The 24,907-nt window shown below is 43.4% G+C and carries 24 protein-coding genes and 1 pseudogene; 4 read left to right on the top strand and 21 right to left on the bottom strand.

Features of this window, described 5'->3' with window-relative positions:
• Nucleotides 1-262: integrase core domain-containing protein (locus BUB35_RS13220; protein ID WP_143158997.1), on the top strand; the 262-nt coding region annotated here is incomplete at its 5' end.
• A 41-nt stretch (nucleotides 263-303) separates the two neighbouring features.
• On the opposite strand, the gene BUB35_RS13215 is transcribed toward BUB35_RS13220, so the two are convergent.
• The 4 genes from BUB35_RS13215 to BUB35_RS19980 form a co-directional block, all read right to left on the bottom strand.
• Complete coding sequence (locus tag BUB35_RS13215) at nucleotides 304-519, bottom strand: hypothetical protein (RefSeq protein ID WP_072852479.1); 216 nt, start codon at nucleotides 517-519, stop codon at nucleotides 304-306.
• A 50-nt stretch (nucleotides 520-569) separates the two neighbouring features.
• Entirely contained in the window at nucleotides 570-1,199 is a 630-nt protein-coding gene (locus BUB35_RS13210) for a site-specific integrase (RefSeq protein WP_143158996.1), read from the bottom strand.
• A 472-nt stretch (nucleotides 1,200-1,671) separates the two neighbouring features.
• A complete protein-coding gene (locus BUB35_RS19985) occupies nucleotides 1,672-2,073 on the bottom strand; it encodes a tyrosine-type recombinase/integrase (RefSeq protein ID WP_330391206.1) in 402 nt (133 codons plus the stop codon).
• Nucleotides 2,061-2,513 (bottom strand): hypothetical protein, encoded by a 453-nt coding sequence (locus BUB35_RS19980; protein WP_330391205.1) that lies wholly within the window; start codon nucleotides 2,511-2,513, stop codon nucleotides 2,061-2,063. Before BUB35_RS19980 ends, BUB35_RS19985 begins: the two co-directional genes overlap by 13 nt.
• A 200-nt stretch (nucleotides 2,514-2,713) precedes the next feature.
• Between BUB35_RS19980 and BUB35_RS13200 the strand changes: the two genes are divergently transcribed.
• Nucleotides 2,714-4,045 (top strand): D-serine ammonia-lyase, encoded by a 1,332-nt coding sequence (locus BUB35_RS13200; protein ID WP_072852475.1) that lies wholly within the window; start codon nucleotides 2,714-2,716, stop codon nucleotides 4,043-4,045.
• A 92-nt stretch (nucleotides 4,046-4,137) separates the two neighbouring features.
• On the opposite strand, the gene BUB35_RS13195 is transcribed toward BUB35_RS13200, so the two are convergent.
• Nucleotides 4,138-5,394: a diaminopimelate decarboxylase gene (locus BUB35_RS13195; protein WP_072852473.1), complete on the bottom strand. Its 1,257-nt coding sequence runs from the start codon at nucleotides 5,392-5,394 to the stop codon at nucleotides 4,138-4,140.
• 200 nt (nucleotides 5,395-5,594) lie between these two features.
• Between BUB35_RS13195 and BUB35_RS13190 the strand changes: the two genes are divergently transcribed.
• Together BUB35_RS13190 and BUB35_RS13185 are read left to right on the top strand one after the other, a co-directional pair.
• A complete protein-coding gene (locus BUB35_RS13190; protein WP_072852471.1) occupies nucleotides 5,595-7,175 on the top strand; it encodes an ATP-binding protein in 1,581 nt (526 codons plus the stop codon).
• The gene (locus BUB35_RS13185) at nucleotides 7,138-7,836 is read left to right on the top strand and encodes a response regulator (RefSeq protein ID WP_072852469.1); all 699 of its coding nucleotides are present in this window, start codon (nucleotides 7,138-7,140) and stop codon (nucleotides 7,834-7,836) included. The genes BUB35_RS13190 and BUB35_RS13185 overlap by 38 nt, the downstream gene beginning before the upstream one ends.
• A gap of 128 nt (nucleotides 7,837-7,964) precedes the next feature.
• On the opposite strand, the gene gap is transcribed toward BUB35_RS13185, so the two are convergent.
• The 16 genes and pseudogenes from gap to BUB35_RS19685 form a co-directional block, all read right to left on the bottom strand.
• Nucleotides 7,965-8,987, bottom strand: a complete 1,023-nt coding sequence (gap, locus tag BUB35_RS13180; RefSeq protein ID WP_072852466.1) for a type I glyceraldehyde-3-phosphate dehydrogenase — start codon at nucleotides 8,985-8,987, stop codon at nucleotides 7,965-7,967.
• Between the two features lie 362 nt (nucleotides 8,988-9,349).
• Complete coding sequence (locus BUB35_RS13175; protein WP_072852464.1) at nucleotides 9,350-11,254, bottom strand: 5'-nucleotidase C-terminal domain-containing protein; 1,905 nt, start codon at nucleotides 11,252-11,254, stop codon at nucleotides 9,350-9,352.
• 246 nt (nucleotides 11,255-11,500) lie between these two features.
• Nucleotides 11,501-12,613 carry a stalk domain-containing protein gene (locus BUB35_RS13165; protein ID WP_072852460.1) on the bottom strand — a complete coding sequence of 371 codons (1,113 nt, stop codon included), beginning with the start codon at nucleotides 12,611-12,613 and terminating at the stop codon, nucleotides 11,501-11,503.
• Nucleotides 12,614-12,642: 29 nt separating this feature from the next.
• The gene (locus BUB35_RS13160; RefSeq protein WP_072852458.1) at nucleotides 12,643-12,837 is read right to left on the bottom strand and encodes a FeoB-associated Cys-rich membrane protein; all 195 of its coding nucleotides are present in this window, start codon (nucleotides 12,835-12,837) and stop codon (nucleotides 12,643-12,645) included.
• Between the two features lie 12 nt (nucleotides 12,838-12,849).
• Nucleotides 12,850-14,004 (bottom strand): radical SAM protein, encoded by a 1,155-nt coding sequence (locus BUB35_RS13155; RefSeq protein ID WP_072852456.1) that lies wholly within the window; start codon nucleotides 14,002-14,004, stop codon nucleotides 12,850-12,852.
• A 236-nt stretch (nucleotides 14,005-14,240) separates the two neighbouring features.
• Nucleotides 14,241-15,320: an RIP metalloprotease RseP gene (gene rseP, locus BUB35_RS13150; RefSeq protein WP_242949257.1), complete on the bottom strand. Its 1,080-nt coding sequence runs from the start codon at nucleotides 15,318-15,320 to the stop codon at nucleotides 14,241-14,243.
• A 17-nt stretch (nucleotides 15,321-15,337) separates the two neighbouring features.
• Entirely contained in the window at nucleotides 15,338-16,483 is a 1,146-nt protein-coding gene (locus tag BUB35_RS13145) for a 1-deoxy-D-xylulose-5-phosphate reductoisomerase (protein ID WP_072852454.1), read from the bottom strand.
• A 16-nt stretch (nucleotides 16,484-16,499) separates the two neighbouring features.
• Nucleotides 16,500-17,318, bottom strand: a complete 819-nt coding sequence (locus tag BUB35_RS13140; protein WP_072852452.1) for a phosphatidate cytidylyltransferase — start codon at nucleotides 17,316-17,318, stop codon at nucleotides 16,500-16,502.
• Nucleotides 17,319-17,333: 15 nt separating this feature from the next.
• The gene (locus tag BUB35_RS13135) at nucleotides 17,334-18,077 is read right to left on the bottom strand and encodes an isoprenyl transferase (RefSeq protein ID WP_072852450.1); all 744 of its coding nucleotides are present in this window, start codon (nucleotides 18,075-18,077) and stop codon (nucleotides 17,334-17,336) included.
• 59 nt (nucleotides 18,078-18,136) lie between these two features.
• A complete protein-coding gene (gene frr / locus BUB35_RS13130; protein WP_072852448.1) occupies nucleotides 18,137-18,694 on the bottom strand; it encodes a ribosome recycling factor in 558 nt (185 codons plus the stop codon).
• Nucleotides 18,695-18,719: 25 nt separating this feature from the next.
• Nucleotides 18,720-19,427, bottom strand: a complete 708-nt coding sequence (pyrH, locus tag BUB35_RS13125) for a UMP kinase (protein WP_072852446.1) — start codon at nucleotides 19,425-19,427, stop codon at nucleotides 18,720-18,722.
• A gap of 229 nt (nucleotides 19,428-19,656) precedes the next feature.
• On the bottom strand, nucleotides 19,657-20,400 hold the full coding sequence (locus BUB35_RS13120; RefSeq protein ID WP_072852444.1) for a DeoR/GlpR family DNA-binding transcription regulator: 744 nt from the start codon (nucleotides 20,398-20,400) through the stop codon (nucleotides 19,657-19,659).
• A 118-nt stretch (nucleotides 20,401-20,518) separates the two neighbouring features.
• The gene (locus BUB35_RS13115; protein WP_072852442.1) at nucleotides 20,519-22,432 is read right to left on the bottom strand and encodes a PTS fructose transporter subunit IIABC; all 1,914 of its coding nucleotides are present in this window, start codon (nucleotides 22,430-22,432) and stop codon (nucleotides 20,519-20,521) included.
• 15 nt (nucleotides 22,433-22,447) lie between these two features.
• The gene (pfkB, locus tag BUB35_RS13110; RefSeq protein WP_072852440.1) at nucleotides 22,448-23,353 is read right to left on the bottom strand and encodes a 1-phosphofructokinase; all 906 of its coding nucleotides are present in this window, start codon (nucleotides 23,351-23,353) and stop codon (nucleotides 22,448-22,450) included.
• 206 nt (nucleotides 23,354-23,559) lie between these two features.
• The gene (locus BUB35_RS13105; RefSeq protein ID WP_022364713.1) at nucleotides 23,560-24,555 is read right to left on the bottom strand and encodes a DUF2971 domain-containing protein; all 996 of its coding nucleotides are present in this window, start codon (nucleotides 24,553-24,555) and stop codon (nucleotides 23,560-23,562) included.
• Between the two features lie 234 nt (nucleotides 24,556-24,789).
• Nucleotides 24,790-24,907, bottom strand: a pseudogene (locus tag BUB35_RS19685) (IS200/IS605 family transposase); the annotation flags it as partial.

Raw genomic sequence — 24,907 nt, 5'->3', positions numbered from 1 at the left:
ATTCCGGCAGTTATTGGATTCTCTGAATGTTGTACAGTCATTTTCCAAGAAAGGATATCCTTTCGATAATGCCTGCTGTGAATGTTTCTTCAAGTACCTCAAAAAAGAAGAAGTTAACCGTAAAACATATCATTCTCTGCAGGAACTCCGGTTATCTGTATTCGAATACATCGAAGGATTCTATAATGCCAAGAGACCGCATAGTTCTCTCGGAATGATGACACCAAATGAAAAAGAAGAATGGTACTGGGCACAGCACTAAGCAGCTGTACTCGGCACTTTTCTTTATAAATTGTGTCCACTTTATTGACTATAGTCCAGTGTTGTCACACAATTTCCTTCATGGTCAGGAGCCAATATGCAACCCTCTTCATGTACCCTTTCCAGCACTTCTTCTGTAATCGCATTTTCCGACGCTTCATTTTCCCCTGTTTCTGCTGCATATACCCCCTGAGGTATCACCATAGCAGCAGCCACAAGAAAAGCAAATGCCCGCCGTTTCCATAGTCCTTTCTTCATACCTTTCCTCCTTCTACTCTTTTCTTGACTCTCTTCTAAAAAACCTCTTCTCATAAATCACGCCCTTCCCAAGCCGCTGTCACATCATCTGCTTCCAGCAGCTTTTCATAATACTGCAAAAGTATAATAGAAATGTTTTCCTGTAATTCCTGTTGCGTCCGTTCGTATAAACCACGCAAACAACTCGGGGTTGCTTTTTCAGGCTTTACACCTGCGGACTGACACAACTGTTTCATGGAGGTATTGACTGCAACGCGATGCAGTTCTCCGCCTCTTTGCGCAACAAAAATTGGACCCTGACGAATCCCATTACGCGCACAATATGCCAACAGTTCTTTTTGCAGACCTGATGGTACCACAATCTTTCTGACATTTTCCCCCGTCGTAATTTCTCCTCTACCCTTTTTGATAAAACCAACGGTGACCTGAGGAAATTCTCTCAAAGAAACGCCTAGAACACAAATGGTCTTCATAATAAAATAAATTTGTTCTTTATTCATCTGTCTTGCAGCCTGAAGCAACCGAATATATTCACCACGACTTAAAACTGATTTTTCGACTTCTTCCAAACGAATGCAGGATACTTGCCAATTTCGTTCTCCAGCAAAATTCAAAAACTGGTTGATCACTGTCAGCCTACAGTTAATGGTACGCACTGCCAAAACCTTTTCTTCCTGCATATATTCTTTCCATTGCTGCAACGTTTCCTTATGTAATGTGGTATCTGGCAACAGCCATTTTCGCAAAGCCAGCAATATCCGCCGATATTCTGCAATTGTTTCTGGTTTATTTCCGGCTTCTATTTTCTTCTGTAAAAATGCATTGATGTTTTCGACTGTTAATCTAATTTCTTCCATTCATTCTCACTTGTTTAAAACAAAATTTCCCTTCTGTAATATATTATTTTTTTGTTATATGTGAAGATTGTCGAATTTTCTTGACATATTGCGAAAAATGGTGCCGCTTTATTGTAAAAATAAAAAAAGACATAAAAACAAAAACCGATAAAAAATTTTTTCTGAAAATTATGCAATCGGTCTTATTTTTGTGTCTAATACTTGCCATTGTATGTAAAAAATGTTATATTCTAAATATGTAACTTCACCTCGAGCTGTAGCATTTGATATCTTTTATAACAGAAGGGAAATTCTGTTATAAAATCAATTTCATTTTTTCTAATTTTTCTTGGTGTTCTCGTCCACTTTCCATAATATAAATTCTTGTGGTCTCTATATTGCTGTGCCCCAGCAAATCTGCCAATTTGGCAATATCTTTTTCCAAACCATAAAACGTACGAGCAAATAAATGGCGTAAATTATGCGGAAATACCTTTTGCGGATTTACTTGCGCATCTTTACAAAGCTTTTTCATATCTGACCAGATATTACAACGATTTAACGGACGTCCTGTTCTAGTGCGAAATATCACTCCTGCTGTGATTCCTTTTTCTTTCACATAATGTTTCAGTTTCCGCTGCAGCTCCCCTGGCAGAAAAATCACACGCCGTTTGCCTTTGCAGTTCACCTCTGCTCTTCCTTTTTTTAAAGAATCCATTGTAATATACTGCAGTTCAGACACGCAATTCCGGTGGCACATATGGTCTGAATGACTAAGGACAATCTTTGATTCCCCTTTTTTTCTGCAGCATGCACCAAACGAGCATACTCAGCTTTTGTCAATTCTTTCTCTTCTTTGGCAAATATCTCCTTCTGAATCCGCAACAACTTCATGCGCAGATCATATCTGCCAAAAAAAGAAAAAAAGCCATTGGCAGCGACCAATCTACCATTGACACAAGCAGGACAATATTTTTGTTCTAATTTCGCTTTCCATGATATCAGTTCTTCCTTGCTTTCGTTTTTCCCTGATAAAAAAGTCAGCAGTTCATATAATTCCCGTTTATATTTTTCCAATGTACCTGTACTTTTCTCCTGTTCTTTCAGATAGTGTAAATAAATTTCAATATTTTTTTGATTCAGACAATTTGCATTCATGTCAATCCCTCCTTAATCTACAGTCTGCAATATATCTCGTAAAAAATACATTGTAAAATTATTTCACCACAAATCTTTCTGTATATATTCGACAGCGTTATGCTATATAATTGTACAAAAAGGAGGACATAACTCCTTTTTTGTGGTATGATATCAAGAAAGACATTTGTCTTATTTTAACCTATATAGGAGGGAACCTTATGGAAAAAACATTTTGGAATCGCGTCAATAACAAAGAACTGCTTGAACAGGTGAGCGAAGGAAAAGAAGTCATCTGGATCAACGAAAACCAGGAAAAAACTGCTGATGCATTGGCAAAAATCAACATCACAATGGCAGATATTGACGATGCAGAAGCAAGATTGGCTCGTTTTGCGCCATTTATCAAGAAAGTCTTTCCTGAAACAGAACCTCAGAACGGCTTAATTGAATCTCCTCTGACCGAAATCCCTCATATGCAAAAACAGTTGGAAGAAGAATATACCACCTCCATTCCCGGACGTTTATTCTTAAAACAGGACAGCCATCTGGCAATTTCTGGCTCCGTCAAAGCAAGAGGCGGTATTTATGAAGTATTAAAACATGCAGAAGATCTGGCATTGGAACACGGAAAAATTAAACTGACAGATGATTATTCCGTATTTGCCTCTCCTGAATTCAAGGAATTTTTCAGCCAGTTTAAAATTCAGGTTGGTTCCACCGGCAATCTGGGCATGAGCATTGGCATCATGAGTGCAGCTCTTGGTTTCCATGTTATCGTACATATGTCTGCTGATGCGAAACAGTGGAAAAAAGATCTCCTTCGTCAGCGCGGTGCAGAAGTCATCGAATACAATGATGATTACAGCAAAGCCGTAGAAGTAGGCAGAAAAAATTCTGACGCTGATCCTTCCAGTTATTTTGTAGACGATGAAAACTCTGTAACACTGTTCCTTGGCTATGCCGTTGCCGCAAAGCGCATCCAGAAGCAGTTTGCAGAAAAAGGCATCACTGTGGATGCAGATCATCCTCTGTTTGTTTACATTCCCTGCGGTGTAGGCGGTGCCCCCGGCGGCGTTGCTTTCGGCTTCAAACAGCTTTTCGGCGACAATGTTCATGTTTTCTTCATCGAACCCACACAGGCACCTTGTATGCTGGTTGGTATGGCTTCCGGTCTGCAAAACGAAGTTTCCGTACAGGACTTTGGTCTGAGCGGTCAGACTCATGCCGATGGTTTGGCAGTTGGTCGTGCTTCCGGTTTTGTAGGCGGCGTCATGAAAAACCTGCTCTCTGGTATCCTTTCTCTGGAAGACTATCACATTTACGATCTCATGCGTGACATCGTTAATACAGAAGACATCTTTCTGGAACCTTCCGCATGTGCATCTTTCTGGGGTCCTATTCAGCTGAAATCCCCCGAAATGCAGGCATATATCGAAAAAATGGGTCTGAAAGACAAAATGGCAAATGCTGTACATATTCCTTGGGCAACAGGTGGCAGTCTGGTTCCTGCGGAAATCCGTGAAGAATACATGCATACACATCTGAAATAAAATCTAATTCCAGATAACATCATTAAAATAAAAAGCCAGAAATCTATGGAGAAAATCCATAAATCTCTGGCTTTTTTCTTTCTAATTAAATTTTATTTCTGAAACAGACCTGTAAAATCAAATGTTGCAAAATAATCCGCGGGTGTTTCTGCACGGCGCAGCAGTTTCACATCGCCGTTTTCGCAAAGGAGCAATTCGGCAGAGCGGAGTTTGCCATTATAGTTATATCCCATGGAATGTCCATGAGCACCTGTATCGTGGATATAAATCAAATCTCCCATGTCGATCTTCGGCAGCATACGATCAATGGCAAATTTATCGTTGTTTTCGCAAAGACCGCCTGTCACATCATACTTATGGTCACAAGGCGCATCTTCTTTGCCCAGTACAGTGATATGGTGGTAAGCACCATACATAGCGGGACGCATCAGGTTGGCAGCGCAAGCATCCAGACCGATATATTCTTTGTAGATATGTTTTTCATGGATGGCTTCCGCAACCAGTGCACCATAAGGTGCCAGCATATATCTGCCCATTTCTGTGAAGATAGCCACATCGTCCATGCCGGCAGGCACCAGCACTTCTTCATATACTTTACGTACGCCTTCGCCGATTGCCATGATATCGCAGCCTTCTTCATCGGGATGGTAAGGAATACCTACGCCACCGGAAAGATTGATAAAGGCAATGTGAATATCCAGTTCATTTTTCAGTTCCACTGCCAGTTCAAAGAGAATCTTGGACAGCATAGGATAATACACATTAGAGCTTGTGCTGCTGGCAAGGAAAGAGTGGATACCGAAGTGTTTCGCACCTTTTTCTTTCAGCATGCGGAAAGCTTCTTTCATCTGTTCCTTTGTCATGCCGTATTTGGCATCGCCAGGGTTGTCCATGATTTCATTGCTTACCTGGAATACACCGCCGGGATTGTAACGGCAGCATACGGTTTCAGGAATTGGCGCAATTTTTTCAAAGAAAGGAATATGGGTAATATCGTCAAAGTTGATGATAGCACCCAGTTTCGCTGCCAGAGCAAAATCTTCCGCAGGTGTCACATTGGAAGAAAACATAATCTGGTGTCCTGTTACGCCTACCGCTTCTGCAATCTGCAATTCTGTATAAGAAGAACAGTCTGCGCCACAGCCTTCTTCTTTCAGGATCTGCAAAATGCCGGGAGTAGGGGTTGCCTTCACGGCAAAATATTCTCGAAATCCTTTATTCCAGGAAAAGGCGCGGTTTACCGCACGAGCATTTTCCCGGATGCCTTTTTCATCATAAATATAAAAAGGTGTTGGATAAGTTTTCTTGATTTCCTGTATCTGTTCCAGTGAAACAAAAGGTTTTTTCATTTGTCTATCTCCATTTCTGCAAAATTTGATACAATTATATCAAATAATATCTGTAATTTCAACGACGATTCCCTTTTTTCTCCTCCTTTATCCACAGATAAAAAACCATTTTCTTTTCTTCGATACCCTTTCCTTTTAATCAAACTCTGTGTATAATATAATATTAAGAGAACGTGCATTTTAATTTAGTGAGGTATCTTATGAAACGCCGATCGAAAAACTTTGAATTTCATTTTACAATGATATTATACGATCTGTTCAAAACCATACTGGTTTTTCTCATCGCAACCACCTTCGCATTATGTCTGCAGGAAGCAGACGTTATGAATGATAATATTTTCGGAGTTTATATGCTGGCGGTTGCCATCACCTCCTCCATCACCAGCGGGTATTTCTGGGGGATTGTGGCATCCTTCTGCGGTGTTGTAGGGGTAAACTTCTTCTTCACCTTCCCCTACTTTGCACTGAACTTTACCCTTGCGGGGTATCCTGTCACATTTGGCATCCTGCTTTTGATGTCCATACTGACCAGTGCACTAACAGCCAAAGTCAAACAGGCAGCGATTTTGTCCTCCATTCGTGAAAAACGGGCAGAAAGTTTGAACTCCATGAGCAAAGCATTGCTCAGTGCAAACAACATTGATGAAATCATGCAGATCACCATTGACAGTGTCTATGCTGCCAACCAGTGCAGTGCGGTGCTCTACATTGGTTCCCCTATTTCACCTGAAAAAAAGGTAACGAAATATGTGAACGAAAAAGACGAATTGATTTTGGAAAGCATTTTGGAACAGCAGGTGGCAGAACAGGCATTCCAAAAAGGCGAAATGACAGGGCTGGGTACAGAAAAAACATCTCAGAATTGCCTTGGCACCTACATTCCCTTTTCCAATAAAGATAGAATTTATGGTGTTTTGGGGCTTTTATTCTCCAAAAACGGTTATATCGAAAATGACGCTTTACAGTTCGCCAACTTCATGACATCTCAGACCATTTTGGCCATTGACCGTCAGGAAATCGTTGACGAATCTCAGAAAATCTTATTGGAAAAAGAAAAGGAAAACATGCGGAGCAATCTGCTGCGTGCCATTTCTCATGACCTGCGGACACCATTGACCTGTATCCTTGGTTCCACAGCCACTTTGATGGAAAACCGTTCCATGCTCCAGGAAGATGTCTGCGACCGCTTGCTCAGCGACATTCATCATGACGCAGAATGGCTCATTCAAATGGTAGAAAACCTACTTTCTGTCACAAAGATCAGCGGCGAAGGCACAAAACTGAAAAAACAGGATGAAGTGGTAGAAGAAATCGTAGCGGAATCCGTCGCGAAAATCCAAAAACGTTTTCCTTCTTCACAAATCCGTGTTCGTGTACCGGACGAGCTGCTCTTGGTTCCCATGGATGCCATGCTCATTGAGCAGGTGCTCATCAATCTGATGGAAAACGCCATCCGGCATTCCGGTACGGGAAAACCTATCTATCTGACAGTAAAACATTTATGGCACCACGTTTATTTCTCTGTACTGGATCAGGGGATCGGTATTGAAGAAGAACGTCTGCCTCATATTTTTGACGGCACCACCAGCAGCAAGTCTTCAGATTCTTCCCGCGGTCTTGGCATCGGGCTGCCTATCTGCAAGACCATCATTTCTGCCCATGGCGGTGAAATCTACGCAAAAAACAACGAAAACGGCGGTGCGAATTTTACATTTGTGCTGCCCATGAAAGGAGAAGTTGAGAATGTCCAACAAACTGAAGATACTGGTTGTAGAGGATGAAGAAGCCATCAGCAACTTCATTGCCACAACTTTAAAAGCAAATGACTATAATGTAATCATGGCACGCACCGGCAAAGAAGCATTGTCCATGATTCCCTCCCACTGCCCTGATGTGATCCTGCTGGATCTTGGTTTGCCGGATATTGACGGCATCGACATTTTACAACAGATTCGGGAATGGTCTAATATTCCTGTTATCGTTGTTTCTGCAAGAACTGAAGAAGCAGACAAGGTAAAAGCATTGGATATGGGTGCTGACGATTATATTGCAAAACCATTTGGCACTTCCGAACTCCTTGCCAGAATTCGTACAGCTCTGCGCCATGTGGCAAAAGGCGGCAGCGGAAATGCCATTGGGGATGTCTTTACTTTACGCGGTCTGACCATCAACTTTGATAAACGTCAAATTACTGTTGATGGTAAAGATGTTCACCTGACCCAGATCGAATTCAAAATCGTTTCTCTGCTGGCAAAAAGCGCTGGTCGTGTGCTGACATATGATTATATCATCACAGAATTGTGGGGTCCTTATGCCATCAAAGATAACCAGATTCTGCGGGTAAATATGGCAAACATCCGCCGAAAACTGGAAAAAAATCCTGCCCAGCCCCAATATATCTTTACAGAAGTTGGCGTTGGATACCGTATGGCTGAAGAATAATTAAGAAATAAAATCCCAAAGGAAAACTCCTTTGGGATTTTTTTATGCAGAAAAAAGCCCGCTGTCAAAAATCCTATTGGCAAGCGGGCTTTTTTTCATATATTTAGGAAAACCATAGTTAGCTTAGATTATGCTTTCTGATCTACACTGTACATATGCGCAATCAGATCAACAACTTTGTTGCTGTAACCCCATTCATTATCGTACCATGCAATGAGTTTTACAAAGTTGTCATCCAGCATGATACCTGCTTTTTCATCAAAGATACAAGTATGGGAATCACCCAGCATATCAGAAGAAACCACATCATCTGCGATATAGCTTACGATACCTTTCATGTATGTTTCAGATGCTTCTTTGATCTTTTTGCAGATTTCTTCATAAGTTGTATTTGTTTTCAGTCTTGCTGTCAAGTCGACTACGGAAACGTCATTGGTAGGAACACGGAAAGACATACCTGTCATTTTGCCTTTCAGTTCGGGAATAACACGACCAACGGCTTTTGCTGCCCCTGTTGTGGAGGGAATGATGTTGTTAAATACGGAACGACCGGTTCTCCAGTCACGTCCTGCTCTGGCATCAACTGCTTTCTGTTTTGCTGTTGCGGAATGGATGGTGGACATGAGCGCCTGTTCAATACCAAAGCTCTGGTGAATGATTTTTGCCAGAGGTGCCAGGCAGTTTGTAGTACAGGATGCGTTGGAAACGATGTCCATATCCGGTGTATATGTATCTTCGTTTACGCCAATAACAAATGTAGGCATAATGTCATCTTTGGAAGGAGCTGTCAGAATCACTTTCTTAGCACCGCCTACTTTATGCAGGGCTGCTTTTTCCATTGTGTTGAAAGCGCCAGTGGATTCCACAATATATTCAGCACCGCAATCAGCCCAGCGAATCAGAGAAGCGTCGCTTTCACTGAACACATGGATATGCTGACCATTTACAATCAGTTCATTTTCGCCAATTTCGATATCGCCATCAAAACGACCGAAAATACTGTCGTATTTCAGCTGATATGCCATATAATCCAGTTCTGCATTACGCAGGTTGATACCACAAAGTTCAAATTCATCTCTTCTTTGCATCAATACACGAAATACCACTCTACCAATTCGACCGAAACCGTTAATGCCAACTTTGATTGCCATGCTATTCTCTCCTTTTTTTGTTTCGTAAAATTTCGATTGACACCCTTATTGTAGCACACAAGATTAAAATGTCATCGGTTTTCAGGAAAGTTTTTCTTTTTCGGAAGTATACACAGTTTTGGGACATTTTATGTCCCATCTCTTTATTGATATTGGACACTTTTTGTCCCACGTGATTTTGTTGAATTTGTATAAAGCAGATTGTATTGTTTTATATACATCAAACAAATATAGTTCCATTTTTCTATTTCCTACCCGTGGATAAAAAACAAAATATAGCTTTTGAAAAAGCCCTTAGATTTACATCCTGCTTTTTTACAGCAAAAAACCGCATCTGAAAAGATGCGGTTTTTCCGTATTTCTTATTGATTGATCACCAGTTCTTGTCCCACATAGATGCGGTTTGGATTGGAAATCTGTTTTTTATTTGTTTCATAAATCTGTGTCCATTTGGAACCGTTGCCCAATTCTTTCTGGGCAATTTTCCACAGGCTGTCCCCTGCAACAACGGTATACAGTTTTGTGGCAGGCACTTCTGCTTCTGTCTTAGGCGCTTCTACTTCAGGTTCCACAGGTTTTTCAGGTTCTGTTGTTTCTTCCGGTACAGTTGTTTCGGGATTTTCAACGGGTTCGGAAACAATCTTGATTCTGCCCTGAGGTTCTGCATATGTTTCGTCGATGACACCACCCAGAGAATCCACATAGGAAATCAGCGCTTCCGCGTCTACAATGCCAGTATCCTGCATATAAGAGCCCTGTGTCAATACGTAGTATGTATCGCCGCCTTCTGCCTGGAAGCTGTTCACTGCTACAGTGTAATTTGCTTTGGGATCAAAAGGTTTGCCGCCAATGCTTGTGATGGTCACACGGCTGCCGGGATTTGCAGGTGCGTAGTATGTAGAATCGGGATACTGTGCGCCATTTTCATAAGGCACTGCTGTATTGACGGTATATTCTGCCCCTGCAATCTGAGGGAAGCCACCAATGGCTGTAGGTGTGCAGAATGTGGATGCTTCCAGCACTTCCAGCAGCTGTTCCCCAGTGATTGTCACCAAGGCAACGGTATTGCCGTAAGGGAAAACAGTGTACAGGTCATTCATGGTGATTTCACCTGCAGGCACGCTTGCGCGGATGCCGCCGCCGTTGGACAGGGCAACATCTACGCTGATATCAAGTCCCTGTTCTTTCACATATTCTCTGCCGGCATACAGATAAGCATCTGCGGTAAAGTCCCCCAGATTGGTTTCTTCTGTACGCACGCCGGGATCTTTTTCACCGTTGAGGTCTACTTTTGTAGTCGCAAATACCTGGCTGTAATATCCATCTACTTCTGCCTGGTCTGCCGCTACCATTTTTGCAAGATTTTCATCATAGGTTCCATAGTTTGCGGCATAATCCGCTGCGCTGATGAGTTTTGCTGTTTCTTCACCAGTTGCTTTATCCACGACAACGGTACCTACATTAGCAAGATAAGAACCTGTGCTGACGATCATGGTATCGCCTACCATCTGACCGCCGTCCATCACTGTATGGCTGTGACCGTCCACAATCAGATCAATGCCATCTACAGCTTCTGCCAGATCAGTAGAACGTCTGCCTGTGCTTTCTTCGTCCACACCCAGATGAGTCAGGGCGATGATATAATCACAGCCTTCTGCTTCCAGAGCATCTACCTGCGCCTGTGCACAATCAAACATTTCCTGTCCATCCAGGAATGTCAGGTCTTTGACACTGCTGGGGCTGGATTTTGTGCGGGTTTCCGCTGTATCCAGACCAAAAATACCAACTTTCATGCCATCTGTTTCCACAATGGTATTTGCTTCAAAATAAGGGGTATCTGTTCCTTTTTTCAACACATTGGCATCAATGATGGGAATATCCGCCGCTTTCAAAACTGCTGCTGTATCCTTCAGCGCTTCAAAACCAAAGTCAAATTCGTGATTCCCCAAAGAAACAGCGTCATAATCCGCTGCTGCCAGATATTCTGCAGCCTTCAAACCATTGCTGTGGTTTACCAACGTGGTGCCCTGAGAGAAATCCCCTGCATCCAGCAAAACCACATCTGCCCCCTGTGCTTCATAGTAATCCTTCAAAGCAGCAACGCCCGCAATTCCAACAGATTCTTCAGCGGTTGCGTAATACCCGTGAATATCGTTGGTATGGATCACAACCAATTTTCCGTCCATATCTGCTGCAAGGATAGGCACTGTTGTCCCCATTACCATTGCCGCAGAAAGCACTGCTGACCATAATTTGCCATGTTTCATAATACTCCTCCTTTTTCATTGGACTCTCCATATTGTAGCATAATATATGAATTTTGATAAGACTTTTCCATAAAACTACACAACTTTACATACTTTTCACAAGATTTTAATCTAAATTTTGTAATTCTCTCCAATTTCCTTTTTTTTCTATTGTTATAAATTTCTTTTTCCATTCCATCAAACGCAAAATCCCTACAAAAAAAGTCAGAAATCCATATCTGCATATGAATTTCTGACTTTTATCTTTTACTTATTCACAGGAATTTCCAATTTCACAATGCCTTCGCTATGAGGTTTCAAAGTTGTCTGATCTGCAAAGATGACCATGGTTTTTTCATCTTTCAGATAATACCCCAGATTTGTGTTGGTATCCAGAAGGCTCTGTGCTGCGCCCTCCAAATATTTTTCACTGTTGGAAGCCATATCTCTGCGGAATACCTGCACCATATAATCACGTTCTGTCAGACCGGACTGGAGATTGATATAATCACCCAGTGTTTTGGTTTCCCCTGTCTGCAAGTCGTAAATCTTGCCAACGCCTTTTGTGGTGCCGTTTGCGCCGCCGCGATATTCCCAAACAGTTGTCAAATAGGACAGCACACCTTTTCCATAGAATGCATCTTCATAAGAGATTACCAGCTGGAAAGGATGGAAATTTTCACCAAGCTCTGCCGCTTCCTGTGTCACTTCGTCTTTGACTTCTACCAAATAGGTATCAGCTGCTTTCATGGTCAGACCTGCAATGTTTTTATTGACAGTATCTCTGGCTGCTTCTGGCACTTCCGCTGTCAAAACGGGATAAATGGCTTTCACTTCTGCCAGCAGATTCCCATTTTCATCCTTCAGCACTTTTTCGTAAGTATCTTCTGCCAGATACTGTACTTCCGGTGCTTTTGTCACAAGTACCATTCTGTTTTCTGCATCCCAGCCAACTTCTGCGCCAAAATATTCTGCAACGGCACGCAAAGGAATCATAGCTGAGCCATTGATATTCTGTGCCGGTGCAGCCATCTGCACACTGGTATCTCCTGTCTGGAACACATCGCTGTCCATGGTCAGGATACCTGTCTTTTCTCCTTCTGTCAATGTGATGGTGTGTGTTTCAGCGTCCCATGCAACAGTAACCCCCAATGTTTCCAGAACGCCTCTGACAGGCACCAGCGTCACATTATCAACAATAACCGGCTGCTGACCGGAAAATTCTACAGGTTCTTCATTGACCATCACGCCAAGATTGGTCGCTACGGTTTCTTCCGCAGACTGGGCAGGCTCTGCTGCTGTTTCTTCTGCCCCATAAACAGGAACTGCTGCTGCCGCCACTGCTGCCGCACATGTCATAGCCAGAATTCTTTTTTTCATCTTTCATTCCCCCTGTCATTCAAAGAATCTTATGCTTCTTTATCTGTATTTTCTTTCTGCGCGGAAGTACATCCGGCACTATGAGCGCAATTATGACAAGAGCCACTGCAATGCTGCTGTTTCATGGCATTGAGATTGCGCTGGAGTTTCCGCATATTAAACCATACGATGCCAACCACCAAAAGTCCCGGAATGACTTTTGTAATCAGATCCATTTTATCCACGATTTTTCCTCCTTAAATATAACGGTCCATATAACGATGGAGCAATGTTTCCCACTGTTTTTCATCTACTGTATTCTTTGCCAGATCCTCAATGTATGCCAAATCGCTTTCTTTCAGGCGATACAGCTGTTTCCAATCCAACGGGAAGCCCATTCTTCTTGCCAGCTGATACTTTCTCTTTTCCAATTCTGGCAGTGCCAAAAACTGGTCAATGTAAGAAAGCATCCATGGAATATCCTGATCCATATCGCCGCTGACTTCCTGCAAAAGATTGATGATATGGTCACTGGTGATGCGTCCTCTTGCCTTTGCAGGGTCAATATTGGCAATGAGTTTTCTGATTTCCAGCAGTTTTTCCATATCTGTTTCTTCTGTATAATTTCCTGCTGCCCGTACTTCTTCCATCAAGGAGCCTGTACGCAGCACAAAGGTACGCAGGCGCACAAAATCAGGGTCTACGGCATTGATTACCTTTGCTGTTTCCAAGGCGTTATCGTCAGAAAGCTCTCTGCCGCCTACCCCCGGCATAAAGTAAATGGAAAGTTCAATGCCAGCATCCCGTACTTTCCGTCCGCCAATGATCTGTTCTTCCTGTGTAGTGCCTTTGCAGATAAGCTGCAGCACTTTATCCGAGCCAGATTCATAGCCGGAATGGATGCGATCCAGACCAGCCTGACGCAAAGCCCGATAATCTTCTTCGGAAATTTTTGCCAATGTATTGGCTCTGCCATAAGAAGTGATTCGTTTGATCTCCGGCAGACGTTCCCGTACATAGCTGACAATTTCCAGCAGCCATTCTGTACGCAACACCATAGTATTGGCGTCCTGCAAAAAGATTGCCTGACTATCCCCTTCTGTGAGCCATGTGAATACCATCTGGTAACACATTCTGGCTTCATCGGAAGGCAGTTCCGCGTATTCTTTCTGCACCGCCGGCATATTCCAATTTTCCCCGTCTTTGTGAGCAAGAATCATATCACGGTAATTTGCCATGGTATCAATATCCTTTTTCACTTCTGCCACAGGACGCGTATGGAAATCATTCTTTTTATAAAGCATACAAAACTTGCATTTATTCCACGGACAGTTTTCCGTTACCCGCAACAGCAGACTGTTTGCCTCACTGGGCGGACGGATGGGTCCGATTTGAAACACATGTTGTTCCATATTCTATTCTCCTTTCGGTACTTCTTACTGTATTCTAACGAATTTCTTCTGAAAATGCAATGAACTTAGCAGAAAAACAAAAAAAGGCAAATTGCATGGGAAAAGAGCTTCTCATTCAGAAAACATTCCTCGTATAATTCATATAAAAAAAGATAGCCGAAGTCCTTTTATTCTAAGGATTCCGACTATCTTTGTTTTCTTATGAAGAAGTCCTTACAGTTTTCCTTTTTCTTTTATCAGAATATCTTCATGATGTCTGTATACATGACAAAGACCATAAAGCCCATGAGGAACACGAAACCACCAAAAAGAATTCTGCTTTCTGTTTCTGGATTCATAGGTTTTCTGCGCAAAATCTCAATGAGCAGAAGCAAGATACGTCCGCCATCCAGACCGGGAATGGGGAACAGGTTCAATACGCCCAGGTTTGCACTGAGTACAGCGGCAATGTAAACCACATTTTGCACCGCAGCCATGAAACTGTAGCTAAGCCCCGCTTCGTAGCTATCCCCAACTACTTTTACAATGGAAATTGGACCGCCATATTCATCGGGAGATGCCTGCATGGTAAATACCCTTGCCAAGCCTTCCGCGGTCAGCTTCACATAGTTCAGCATAGCATAATAGCTATAATGTACAGTTTCGAAAACACTCGCTGTATCGTAACCTTCTACTTTTTCCGCAAAAATACCATTTTTGATGGTGGGTGTGAATCCAACCAAATATGTCTGTGTTTCTTCGGAATACTGCGGCGTCAATTCATATTCATAAATCATGCCATCCCGTTTGATTTCCAAATCAATGGGTTCCCCACCGTTTTGCAGCATGATCGCCTGCATTTCATCGTAAATATGGATGCGGTCACCGTTGATGCGATAAATCTCATCGCCTTCCTGTAAACCGATTTCCTGAGCAGGAGAACCATCCAACACCGCTGCCACCTTTGGCTGAATGATATAGCCGCCGGCAGACAGACCAAAAATCAGTACAATGGCCAGCAGAAAGTTCATGATAGGACCGGCAGCCATGATTGCCATGCGCGCCCATACGGACTTCGACAGAAAAGAGCGTTCTGTGATTTCACCCTCCTCTGTTTCCCCATGGAGACGGCAAAAACCGCCCAGCGGGAACAGACGCAGGCTGTATTCTGTTTCCCCGATTTGTTTGGAGCAGATTTTTTTGCCCATACCAACGGCAAATTCTTCTACCCATACGCCGCATTTCTTTGCCACGATAAAATGTCCAAATTCATGGACGATGACAAGAACCCCGATAACAATCAAAGAAATAATGATAGAGGAAAGTATTCCAATCACCTCCAAAAATATTTACATCAAAGTTCTGCTTCCGTTGCATAAGCTCTTGCCCATGCATCCGCTTCCAGCAGATCCTCCAATGTATAGTTATCTTTTACAGTATATGCCTCCATTGTTTTTTCTATCAATGCAGGAATATCCAAAAATCCAATTTTGCCAGACAGGAATTTTGCCACAGCAATTTCATTGGCGCCGTTCAGCACTGTAGGCATAGTGCCACCGATTTTCAGTGCTTTATACGCCAGCGCCAGACAACGGAATGTGTCCATATCCGGATGGTCGAATGTCAGCTGGGCACGTTTGGCAAAATCGATTTTCGGGAAAGGATTTGCCACACGTTTGGGATATGTCAGGGCATACTGGATAGGTACGCGCATATCAGGTTCCCCAAGCTGTGCCATGATGGCACCGTCTTCATATTCCACTGCGGAATGAATGATGCTCTGGGGATGCACCAGCACTTCAATCTGGTCTGTATCTACGCCAAAGAGCCATTTTGCTTCCATGACTTCCAGACCTTTATTCATCAATGTGGCGGAGTCAATGGTGATTTTTTTACCCATGCTCCAGTTGGGATGACAAAGGGCATCCGCCGCTGTCACATTTTTCAGTTCATCCAGTGTTTTTCCACGGAAAGGTCCACCGGAGGCTGTCAGCAGGATACGACGGATTTGATTGTCTTTATTGCCCTGCAAAGACTGGAAAATGGCAGAATGTTCACTGTCTACTGGATAAATGGAAATGCCTTTTTTCTTTGCCAGATCCATGACCAGCTGCCCTGCGGAAACCAAAGTTTCCTTATTTGCCAAAGCGATATTTTTTCCTGCGGAAATGGCTTCGAAAGTAGGACGCAGACCCACATTGCCCACAACAGATGTCACAACGGTATCTGCTTCCGCAAGGGTTGCCGCTTCCACCAGACCATCCATACCAGCTACCACTTTGCAGTTGGTGTCTGCCAAACGGCTTTTTAATTCTTTAGCGTTATCCTCGTCCATAACGGAAACCAGCCTGGGACGGAATTTTCTTGCCTGTTCTTCCAGCAGCTTAATATTATGATTGCCGCTGATGGCACCTACCTGAATATCTCCCAGCACTTCCACAACTTCCAGTGTCTGTGTGCCAATGGAGCCGGTAGAGCCCAAAATAGAGATTGTTCTCATATTTTCCACCTCTATATCATACTTGTACATCAATCAAAAACAACATTATATAGTATACGGCAGGCGCTGTCAAAATGACGCTGTCAAAACGATCCAGCACACCGCCATGTCCAGGAATCAGTTTCCCGAAGTCCTTGATGCCTGTCAGACGCTTCATGGCAGAAGCAGCCAGGTCACCGATCTGCGCCAGGAAAGAGCCGAAGAATCCTGTCAGCCCGCAAAGGAGCAGGATATTTACGCCATCCATTGTGAAAGAACGCTGTAACCACCAGCCATAGAGCAGTGCCAGAACGGTTGCTGTCACAATACCGCCGATGGAACCTTCAATGGTTTTCTTAGGGCTCAGTGTGGGAATGAGCTTATGTTTCCCAAATGTGATCCCTGCGAAATATGCCCCTGTATCACAGCCGAAAGCGGCAATGAACGCCAGCCAAACCAGCAGTTTCCCATAAGTATATTCTCTTACCAGATAGATATGGGACAACAGGAAGCAGGCATAGAAAAAGCCGAAAAATCCTGTCATGCATTCCAAAGCATTGGTATGGTTATGATACAATACCGTATAGATCAGAAGTACCACCATAAACACAGAAACAAAAATATTGAAATAATTATTCCCGTTGATGATGTCCTCTATGAAAATCATATAGAACAAAGCGAAGGCATAACAAATCACATGCAGGCTTTTGTTTTCTTTGGAAAATGCCTGGTAAAATTCATGCATACCAACCAGTCCAAGAAATCCCACGGCGACTTTCAGCCAAATCCCCCCGCTGATGACGAAAAACAGCAGCAAAGGCACGAGGATCACAGCAGAAATGATTCTTGTTTTCATCTGTTTCACCTCTTTTTATCTACCGCCAAAACGGCGTTCTCTGTTCTGATAATAATAAATGGCTTCTTCCAAAGAGGCTCTATTGAAGTCAGGCCAAAGGGTATCTGTAAAGAAAAATTCAGAGTATGCAATCTGCCACAGCAGGAAGTTGCTGATTCTTTCTTCCCCGCTGGTACGGATCACCAGTTCAGGGTCGGGTACGTTTGCTGTATCCAGATGATCACTGATCATTTCTTCTGTGATATCTTCCGCTTTCAGATTTCCCTGTTCCACTTCCGCAGCAATTTTTGTGATGGCTCTGCGCAATTCATCACGTCCGCCATAGTTCAATGCGATATGGACAAACAGACCTGTTTTATCTTTAGAAAGATCTTCGATTTCCAGAATGCTGTCCTGAATATCCTGATCCAGACGATGAATATCCCCGATAACATTCAAGCGAATGTCGTCTTTCAGGAATTTTTTGAAATAGTTTTTCAGGTACTGGCGCAGCAAATCCATGATAGCGTCAACTTCTTCCTGAGAACGTTTCCAGTTTTCTGTGGAAAAAGCGTATACTGTCAGATGTTTTACGCCCAGGTCACGGCAATCCTCAATGATCCGTTCCAGTGCTTCTGCACCTGCCTTGTGCCCTGCTTTTCTGGGCAGGAAACGCTTCTTTGCCCATCTGCCGTTGCCATCCATGATGATGGCAATATGCTGGGGCACTCTTTCCATATCAATTTCGTAGTTATTTGTTTCTGTTTGCTGAAAAAACATTTTTTCCCCTCCATGTAACAAAGCCCCTCTGCAATGAGAGGGGCAGTAATTTTGAAAAATCAAACAGACAGAATGTCCTTGCATTTATCATCGCATTTTTTGTCGATATCTGCGATGTATTTATCTGTCAGTTTCTGCATTTCTTCTTCCAGATCTTTCAGAATATCTTCTGTGATTTCTTTTTTCTTTTCCTGTTTTTTGAAAGCGTCCAGAGCATCACGACGGATGTTGCGGATCGCAACTTTGGATGCTTCTGCTTTTTTCTTAACGTCTTTATTCAGTTCTTTTCTGCGTTCTTCAGACAGTTCAGGGAAAATCAGACGGATTACTTTCCCGTCATTGCCGGGGTGGATACCCAGTTCAGAAGCGTTGATCGCTTTTTCAATGGCTTTGAGCATGGAGCCGTCCCAAGGCTGAATCTGGATCATACGAGGTTCGGGTACAGTGATGTTCCCTACCTGATTGATGGGAGTAGGCGCACCATAGTAATCTACCATGATTTTATCCAATACATGAGGGTTTGCACGGCCCGCACGAATCGTAGCATAATCACTGTCCAATGCGGCGAGAGTTTTTGTCATTTTTTCGTCGTAAATTTTTGTTGCTTCAGATGCCATATCGATTCCTCCTAAATGATCAATCTTAAGATACTGTTACCAATGTACCGATTTTTTCGCCTTTGACTGCACGCATAATGCTGTTTTCTTCATTCAAGCCGAAAATAACTACCGGAATTTTTCTTTCAAAACAAAGCGCTGCTGCAGATGTGTCAATGACCTTCAGATTCTTTTTCACGATATCTTCGGATGTGATCACATCTAATTTTTTCGCGTTGGGATTCTTTGCAGGGTCGTCATCATATACGCCATCGATATTCTTCGCAAAGAACAGACCGTCTACATCCAGTTCTGCGCCACGCAGTGCTGTGATAGTGTCTGTAGAGAAGAAAGGATGTCCCAATCCTGCTGCAAAAATCAATACTTCACCGTTTTCCAGATGTGCCAGTGCACTGTCTTTGGAGAACAGTTCTGTCATTGTGCCAAATACAACGGGTGTCTGAATCACCGCTTTTGTTCCCTGCTGACGGAATGCGTCGGCCAGATAAATGGCATTCATCACAGTTGCCAGCATACCGATCTGGTCTGCTTTTGTTCTGTCCATGGCGCTGTCAGCACTTCTGCCTCTCCAGAAGTTACCGCCGCCTACCACCAGACATACCTGTGTTCCCATTTCCATTACCTGACGAATCTGTTTCACCAGACCGGAAACGACTGCGTCATCGAAGGAAACGCCTTCCTTATCTCCTGCCAGTGCTTCTCCGCTCAGTTTCAGCACAATTCTCTTATACATGCAAACAGCCTCCTTAATTTATAATGTATCATAAACCGCATAAAATTTCCACATATATTTTCCGACATGCAGCGAGCACACGGAAACCTGTAAAAAGGGAAATGTCCAACCATTTCCCCTCACCGTTCCTCTTTTGTTTCGACACAAAACCTGAAATTTTATTGCCGTCGATGATTATACCATACAACGGTGACAGGTTCAACACTTCGCCGCAATCCTTTTGAAAAAATCATTCTGCTTTTAATATATTGCTGCAGCGGGCAAACTCGGGCAGGATTTCTTCTGTAATCACAGTGGCGTCATAAAAATCACAAAAGCTTACGGCACTCATGCGGTTGAATTTTTTGCTGTCACCCAGAATATAAGTTTCCCGGCTCTGCTGGGCTGCACAGCGCTTCAAAGACGCTTCCCGAATGTCCGGTGTGGTATAGCCTGCTGTCTTTCCAATGCCGTTTGTACCGAAAAAGCCTTTTGTGAAATGATACCGCCGCAGCTGTTCCACAGCTTCATCCCCCACAATGGCTTCTGTAGAAGATTTATATTCACCGCCCAACAAATGGACCTCCACGCCAAGTCTTGCCAGCTTTTTGGCATGGGCAATGCCATTTGTCACAAAAACAGCGGATTTTTCTATCAAAAAGTCTGGAATCCAAGCTGTCGTGGTGCCTGCATCCAGAAATACAAAATCATCTGCCCGAATCAAAGATGCTGCAAAACGGGCAATCTGCTCCTTTGCCTCTTTATTCTCGTCTTCTCTGCGATTGACTTCCTCATCTTTGGTACGGTATTCCATATCAATGGCAACGGCACCGCCGAATACCTTCACCAGACGTCCTTTTTTATGCAGTACAGTCAAATCCCTGCGGATGGTGGATTCAGAACTTTCCAGCAATTCCGTCATTTCTTTGACGGTCACACTTTTTTTCTCATTTACCAAATCGAGAATTTTTTCATATCGTTGTTCTGTCAACATATAAAAGCCTCCCTTTTTGTCATTATATCATGCAAAAACAGTCAAAATCAACCAGAAACGAAATCCAGAAAAAGGGAAAGCGGCAAAGCACAGGGCTTTGCCGCAAATCTATGCAAACTTATTCTGTTACATCTTTTTTCAAAATACCCAGCAGTACTGCTGCCACAACTGTACCTGCTACCAGAGAAGCCAGATACATCAATGCATTGCCTACAACAGGGAATACGAAGATGCCGCCGTGAGGAGCCATCAGTGTGCAGTCAAATGCCATGGACAGTGCGCCTGCCAGTGCAGAACCTACGATACAGGAAGGCAGTACACGCAGAGGGTCAGATGCTGCAAAAGGAATTGCACCTTCTGTGATGAATGCCAGACCCATGATGAAGTTAGTCGGACCGGATTCACGTTCCTGTTTTGTATATTTCTTTTTGAACAGGATGGTGGACAGCGCGATGGCACAAGGAGGTACCATACCGCCGACCATAACTGCTGCCATAATGTCGTAGTTGCCTGCTGCAATGGAAGCTGTACCGAATACGTAAGCAGCCTTGTTGAAGGGGCCACCCATATCGATGGACATCATACCAGCTACCAGAATACCCAGCAGCACTTTGCTTGTGCCACTCATGTTTGTCAGAGCTGTATTCATGGCTGTATTCAGCGCACCAACAGGAGGTTCTACTACGAAGTACATAATCAGACCTACAATCAGGATACCGAACAGAGGATACAGCAATACAGGAGCGATTTTTTCCAATGCTTCAGGAAGTTTATCGAAAATCTTACGCAGGAAAACGATTGTATAACCTGCCAGGAAACCTGCTACCAGAGCACCCAGGAATCCAGAGCTGCCGGAAGCTGCGATGGAACCGCCTACAAAGCCCAGCGCCAGACCAGGTCTGTCACCGATACTCATGGCAATGAAACCAGCCAATACAGGCAGCATGAAGGCAAATGCCACACCGCCGATCTGTTTGAACAGTGCCGCAGCTGGTGTGATGGTACCGAAGTTGGCACGCATATCTGCAGGCAATGTTGTCATATCTACGCACAGACCATCAATCAGGAAGGCAATGGCAATGAGGATACCGCCGCCAACAACGAAAGGAAGCATATGAGATACACCGTTCATGAGCTGCATATAGATTTTATGACCAACGGAGCCGCTTGCTTTCACTGTTTCCTGAGGTTTTGTTTCTGCCTGATACAGAGGTACTTTGCCGGAGATCGCTTCGTCCAGCAGTTCTTCTGCTTTGCTGATACCATCTGCTACGTGGCAGGAAATTACCGGTTTGCCATGGAAACGATCCATAGGCACCTGTGTATCTGCTGCAACGATGATGCAGTCAGCTGCTGCGATTTCTTCCGCAGTCAACACATTTTTCGCACCGCCGCTGCCGCGGGTTTCTACTTTAATGGTGCAGTTCTTTGCTTTTGCTGCTTTTTCCAGACCTTCCGCAGCCATGTAAGTGTGCGCGATACCTGTAGGGCAGGAAGTAACTGCCAGAACTTTGCAAACAGGTGCTGCCGCTGCAGTTGTTTCTACAGGCGCTTCTTCTGTTTTTTCTTCATTTTCTGCTTCTTCCGCATCGTCGATGACTTTCAGGAATTCATCTACTGTTTTTGCGTTTCTCAAGCTATCCGCAAAATTTTCATCCATCATCATAACGGAAAGTTTGCTCAATACATCCAGATGCACATTATCTGCTGTATTAGGAGCAGCGATCAGGAAAATCAGTGTTGCAGGTTCTCCGTCCAGAGATTCAAAATCAACGCCTTCTGGTACAACCAGTGCAGCCAGACCAGGTTTTTCTACGAATTCGCCTTTCCCGTGAGGAATTGCCAGTCCTTCGCCAATACCTGTTGTTCCTTCTTCTTCTCTGCGATAAACTTCTTTACGGTAAGCTTCTGCATCTTTAATTTTACCGCTGTCGATCATCAACTGAATAACTGTGTCCAAAGCTTCTTTCTTGGACGCCGGTTTTGCATCAAGGGCAATACTGCGGCGATCCAGCAAATCTGTAATACGCATGTGGGTCCCCTCCCTTTATTTTAACTTTTTATACAAAGCCAATACTTCTTCTTTTGTTGCCAGATTTTCGCTGAAAGCGCTGGCACTGCCTGCAGAAATCCCCATCTTAAAGGCATGGGCATAATCTCCGCTTTCCAGCCAGCCTGCCAAAAATCCAGCTACCATGGAATCGCCTGCGCCAACACTGTTCACCAGTTTTCCCTCAGGGGCAGGCAAATGATAAAAATCGCCTTTTTCTGTCAGCAGAGCCGCACCTTTTCCGCCCATGGAAACCAGTACGTTTCTTGCGCCCTGTTCCTGCAGTTTTCCGGCATAAATTTTGACCTTTTCCATATCATCAATGGTTACGTCAAAAATCTCACCCAGTTCATGATGATTGGGTTTGATCAAAAACGGATGATGTTCCAATACATTGCAAAGCAGATTGCCTGTAGCATCCACAACGGTCAGGATTTCTTTGCCAGCCAGACGATGGAGAATATCCTGATAAATGGTTGCCGGCAGACCTGTAGGAATGCTTCCTGCCAGAACCAGCACATCGCCTTTTTCCAGCATATCCAGTTTTTGCATCAGCTGCTCCAATGCTTCTTCTGTAATGACTGGACCTCTGGCATTGATTTCTGTGCCGTCCGCAGATTTCAATTTCACATTGATGCGGCTGCATCCTTCTGGCAAAGTCTTGAATGCTGTATGGCACCCTTTTTCCTGTAACAGGCGGCAGATTTCATCGCCTACAAATCCGGCAGTGAATCCCAGTGCTGTACTTTCTACGCCGAGATTTTGCAGCACCATGGAAACGTTGATGCCCTTTCCACCAGGAAAAATACTTTCTGATGTTGTTCTGTTGGTCATACCCATCTGAAAGGAGGGTACTTCCACGATATAATCCAAAGATGGATTAAAGGTAACTGTGTAAATCACAGCCTCACCTCCAGTGACTGAATTTGAAATAGTTTTAACTTGGATTTATTATATAATCAAATTTGTTCAAAATCAATCATATTAGGTCACAAAAAAATTGACTTATTTTTATTGAAATTGACTAAGTTTGATTGTTTTTGGTTATTTTCATGTAAAAAAAGCTGTCTGTGGAAGATTGCCCACAAACAGCCATTTTCATTCTCTATTCAAATACGATAAGAAGAATCTGATTTACGAATTTTGACATCTGCCGTATCAAAGCCAAAATGACCAAGCAGCTGGAATACATCTTCTTCCTCCAGGCGACAGTTCGGTCCAATGACGATTTCCCGAATCATATCATTATGCATATAATCCCCATCAGAAAAATCCATATCCATATAAGAAACAATGTCATTATCCTCCACACGGAATTCCAGTGCCTTCGGAAAAAGGCGTTTCATTGCCGGTCTGATGGAATGTCCTGTACGTTTCCAATTGTATATATTTTCCCAATCGCTTTCGCTTTTGATGATTTCATCTTTCAAAATCAGCCGCCATTCATCCTCCTCCGCAAAGGAATCATCTTTATAGAAGAAAGAATCCTGCAGCAAAGGAATGAACCAGTGCCCTGCCTGAGAATCCAGATAGGTACCATCCAGAATCTGCTTCGTTTCATTTCTCTCCATGTAAGAAAACAATGTTTCCACCAGTTTTGCCGCATGACGGTTCAAACTCAGATTGCATTGGGTGGTGTCACAGTCCATAACGTTCTTATTGGTGTCGATATAATGCACCTTACGAAATTCCAACTGGGCATCAGGAATCTGCTCAATGAGCCGTTCAATGGTTTCCACGTCAAAACCAATGGCAACCCCTCTGCCGTTATCCGCGTACCCCCTCCATTGTGCCAGATAGTCGTCAGACTCAGAAAAGCATGCGATATATGCCATCAAATCCTTATATCCCTTTACATGTTCAATCATTTTATCAATGAGGTATACAATGAATTCCCGATAAGTCAAACCCCCAAAAGTCTGATCACTGTCTACCCCCGGACGGGAAAGCATAATCTGAATAGCGCGATTGCGGGTGATATGCAGAAGCGCCTTGCTTTCATTGGTATCGTTTTGTTTATTGATATCAGATAAACGGATGGTCTTATGTTCCAATATATTCAAAAGGGTCGATAAGCTGCAGTAATGATAAACCAGTTGTTTCATTCCATTCCCTCCTAGTGCATGTTCTCTCCTTCATTTAACCATTTTTTAAGGACGGACGCAACCACATTTCTGTAAAAGTTTGCTGCAAAATCAAAACCACCCGTTGAACGGGTGGTTTGATCAGACCCTATAAGGGTCTATCTCTTGTGGTAGCCCCCTAAAGGGGGCATTGAATAGTCTGGCAACCACACTTTTAACTCTGGCTGCCCCCTACTCGGGGGCACTTTTTATGCCTTATTTCACCGGCTCACCCGTGAACGGGTCTGTAAATTCCTTTAAACTTATTTGATCATTCATAATATCATCTTCCAGCTGATTTTTGATGTATTCTTTTATTGCCGTTTCATATCTG

This window comes from Anaerotignum lactatifermentans DSM 14214, from assembly GCF_900142265.1.
Classification (GTDB): domain Bacteria; phylum Bacillota; class Clostridia; order Lachnospirales; family Anaerotignaceae; genus Anaerotignum; species Anaerotignum lactatifermentans.
This window is presented reverse-complemented; position numbering and strand designations above follow the sequence as displayed.

What these genes read in the sequence shown, in the direction of transcription:
- BUB35_RS13215 (WP_072852479.1), bottom strand. Translation starts at nt 519, where the DNA reads ATGAAGAAAGGACTATGGAAACGGCGGGCATTTGCTTTTCTTGTGGCT.
- BUB35_RS13210 (WP_143158996.1), bottom strand. Translation starts at nt 1,199, where the DNA reads ATGCAGGAAGAAAAGGTTTTGGCAGTGCGTACCATTAACTGTAGGCTG.
- BUB35_RS19985 (WP_330391206.1), bottom strand. Translation starts at nt 2,073, where the DNA reads ATGGATTCTTTAAAAAAAGGAAGAGCAGAGGTGAACTGCAAAGGCAAA.
- BUB35_RS19980 (WP_330391205.1), bottom strand. Translation starts at nt 2,513, where the DNA reads ATGAATGCAAATTGTCTGAATCAAAAAAATATTGAAATTTATTTACAC.
- BUB35_RS13200 (WP_072852475.1), top strand. Translation starts at nt 2,714, where the DNA reads ATGGAAAAAACATTTTGGAATCGCGTCAATAACAAAGAACTGCTTGAA.
- BUB35_RS13195 (WP_072852473.1), bottom strand. Translation starts at nt 5,394, where the DNA reads ATGAAAAAACCTTTTGTTTCACTGGAACAGATACAGGAAATCAAGAAA.
- BUB35_RS13190 (WP_072852471.1), top strand. Translation starts at nt 5,595, where the DNA reads ATGAAACGCCGATCGAAAAACTTTGAATTTCATTTTACAATGATATTA.
- BUB35_RS13185 (WP_072852469.1), top strand. Translation starts at nt 7,138, where the DNA reads ATGTCCAACAAACTGAAGATACTGGTTGTAGAGGATGAAGAAGCCATC.
- gap (WP_072852466.1), bottom strand. Translation starts at nt 8,987, where the DNA reads ATGGCAATCAAAGTTGGCATTAACGGTTTCGGTCGAATTGGTAGAGTG.
- BUB35_RS13175 (WP_072852464.1), bottom strand. Translation starts at nt 11,254, where the DNA reads ATGAAACATGGCAAATTATGGTCAGCAGTGCTTTCTGCGGCAATGGTA.
- BUB35_RS13165 (WP_072852460.1), bottom strand. Translation starts at nt 12,613, where the DNA reads ATGAAAAAAAGAATTCTGGCTATGACATGTGCGGCAGCAGTGGCGGCA.
- BUB35_RS13155 (WP_072852456.1), bottom strand. Translation starts at nt 14,004, where the DNA reads ATGGAACAACATGTGTTTCAAATCGGACCCATCCGTCCGCCCAGTGAG.
- BUB35_RS13145 (WP_072852454.1), bottom strand. Translation starts at nt 16,483, where the DNA reads ATGAGAACAATCTCTATTTTGGGCTCTACCGGCTCCATTGGCACACAG.
- BUB35_RS13140 (WP_072852452.1), bottom strand. Translation starts at nt 17,318, where the DNA reads ATGAAAACAAGAATCATTTCTGCTGTGATCCTCGTGCCTTTGCTGCTG.
- BUB35_RS13135 (WP_072852450.1), bottom strand. Translation starts at nt 18,077, where the DNA reads ATGTTTTTTCAGCAAACAGAAACAAATAACTACGAAATTGATATGGAA.
- frr (WP_072852448.1), bottom strand. Translation starts at nt 18,694, where the DNA reads ATGGCATCTGAAGCAACAAAAATTTACGACGAAAAAATGACAAAAACT.
- pyrH (WP_072852446.1), bottom strand. Translation starts at nt 19,427, where the DNA reads ATGTATAAGAGAATTGTGCTGAAACTGAGCGGAGAAGCACTGGCAGGA.
- BUB35_RS13120 (WP_072852444.1), bottom strand. Translation starts at nt 20,400, where the DNA reads ATGTTGACAGAACAACGATATGAAAAAATTCTCGATTTGGTAAATGAG.
- BUB35_RS13115 (WP_072852442.1), bottom strand. Translation starts at nt 22,432, where the DNA reads ATGCGTATTACAGATTTGCTGGATCGCCGCAGTATTGCCCTTGATGCA.
- BUB35_RS13105 (WP_022364713.1), bottom strand. Translation starts at nt 24,555, where the DNA reads ATGAAACAACTGGTTTATCATTACTGCAGCTTATCGACCCTTTTGAAT.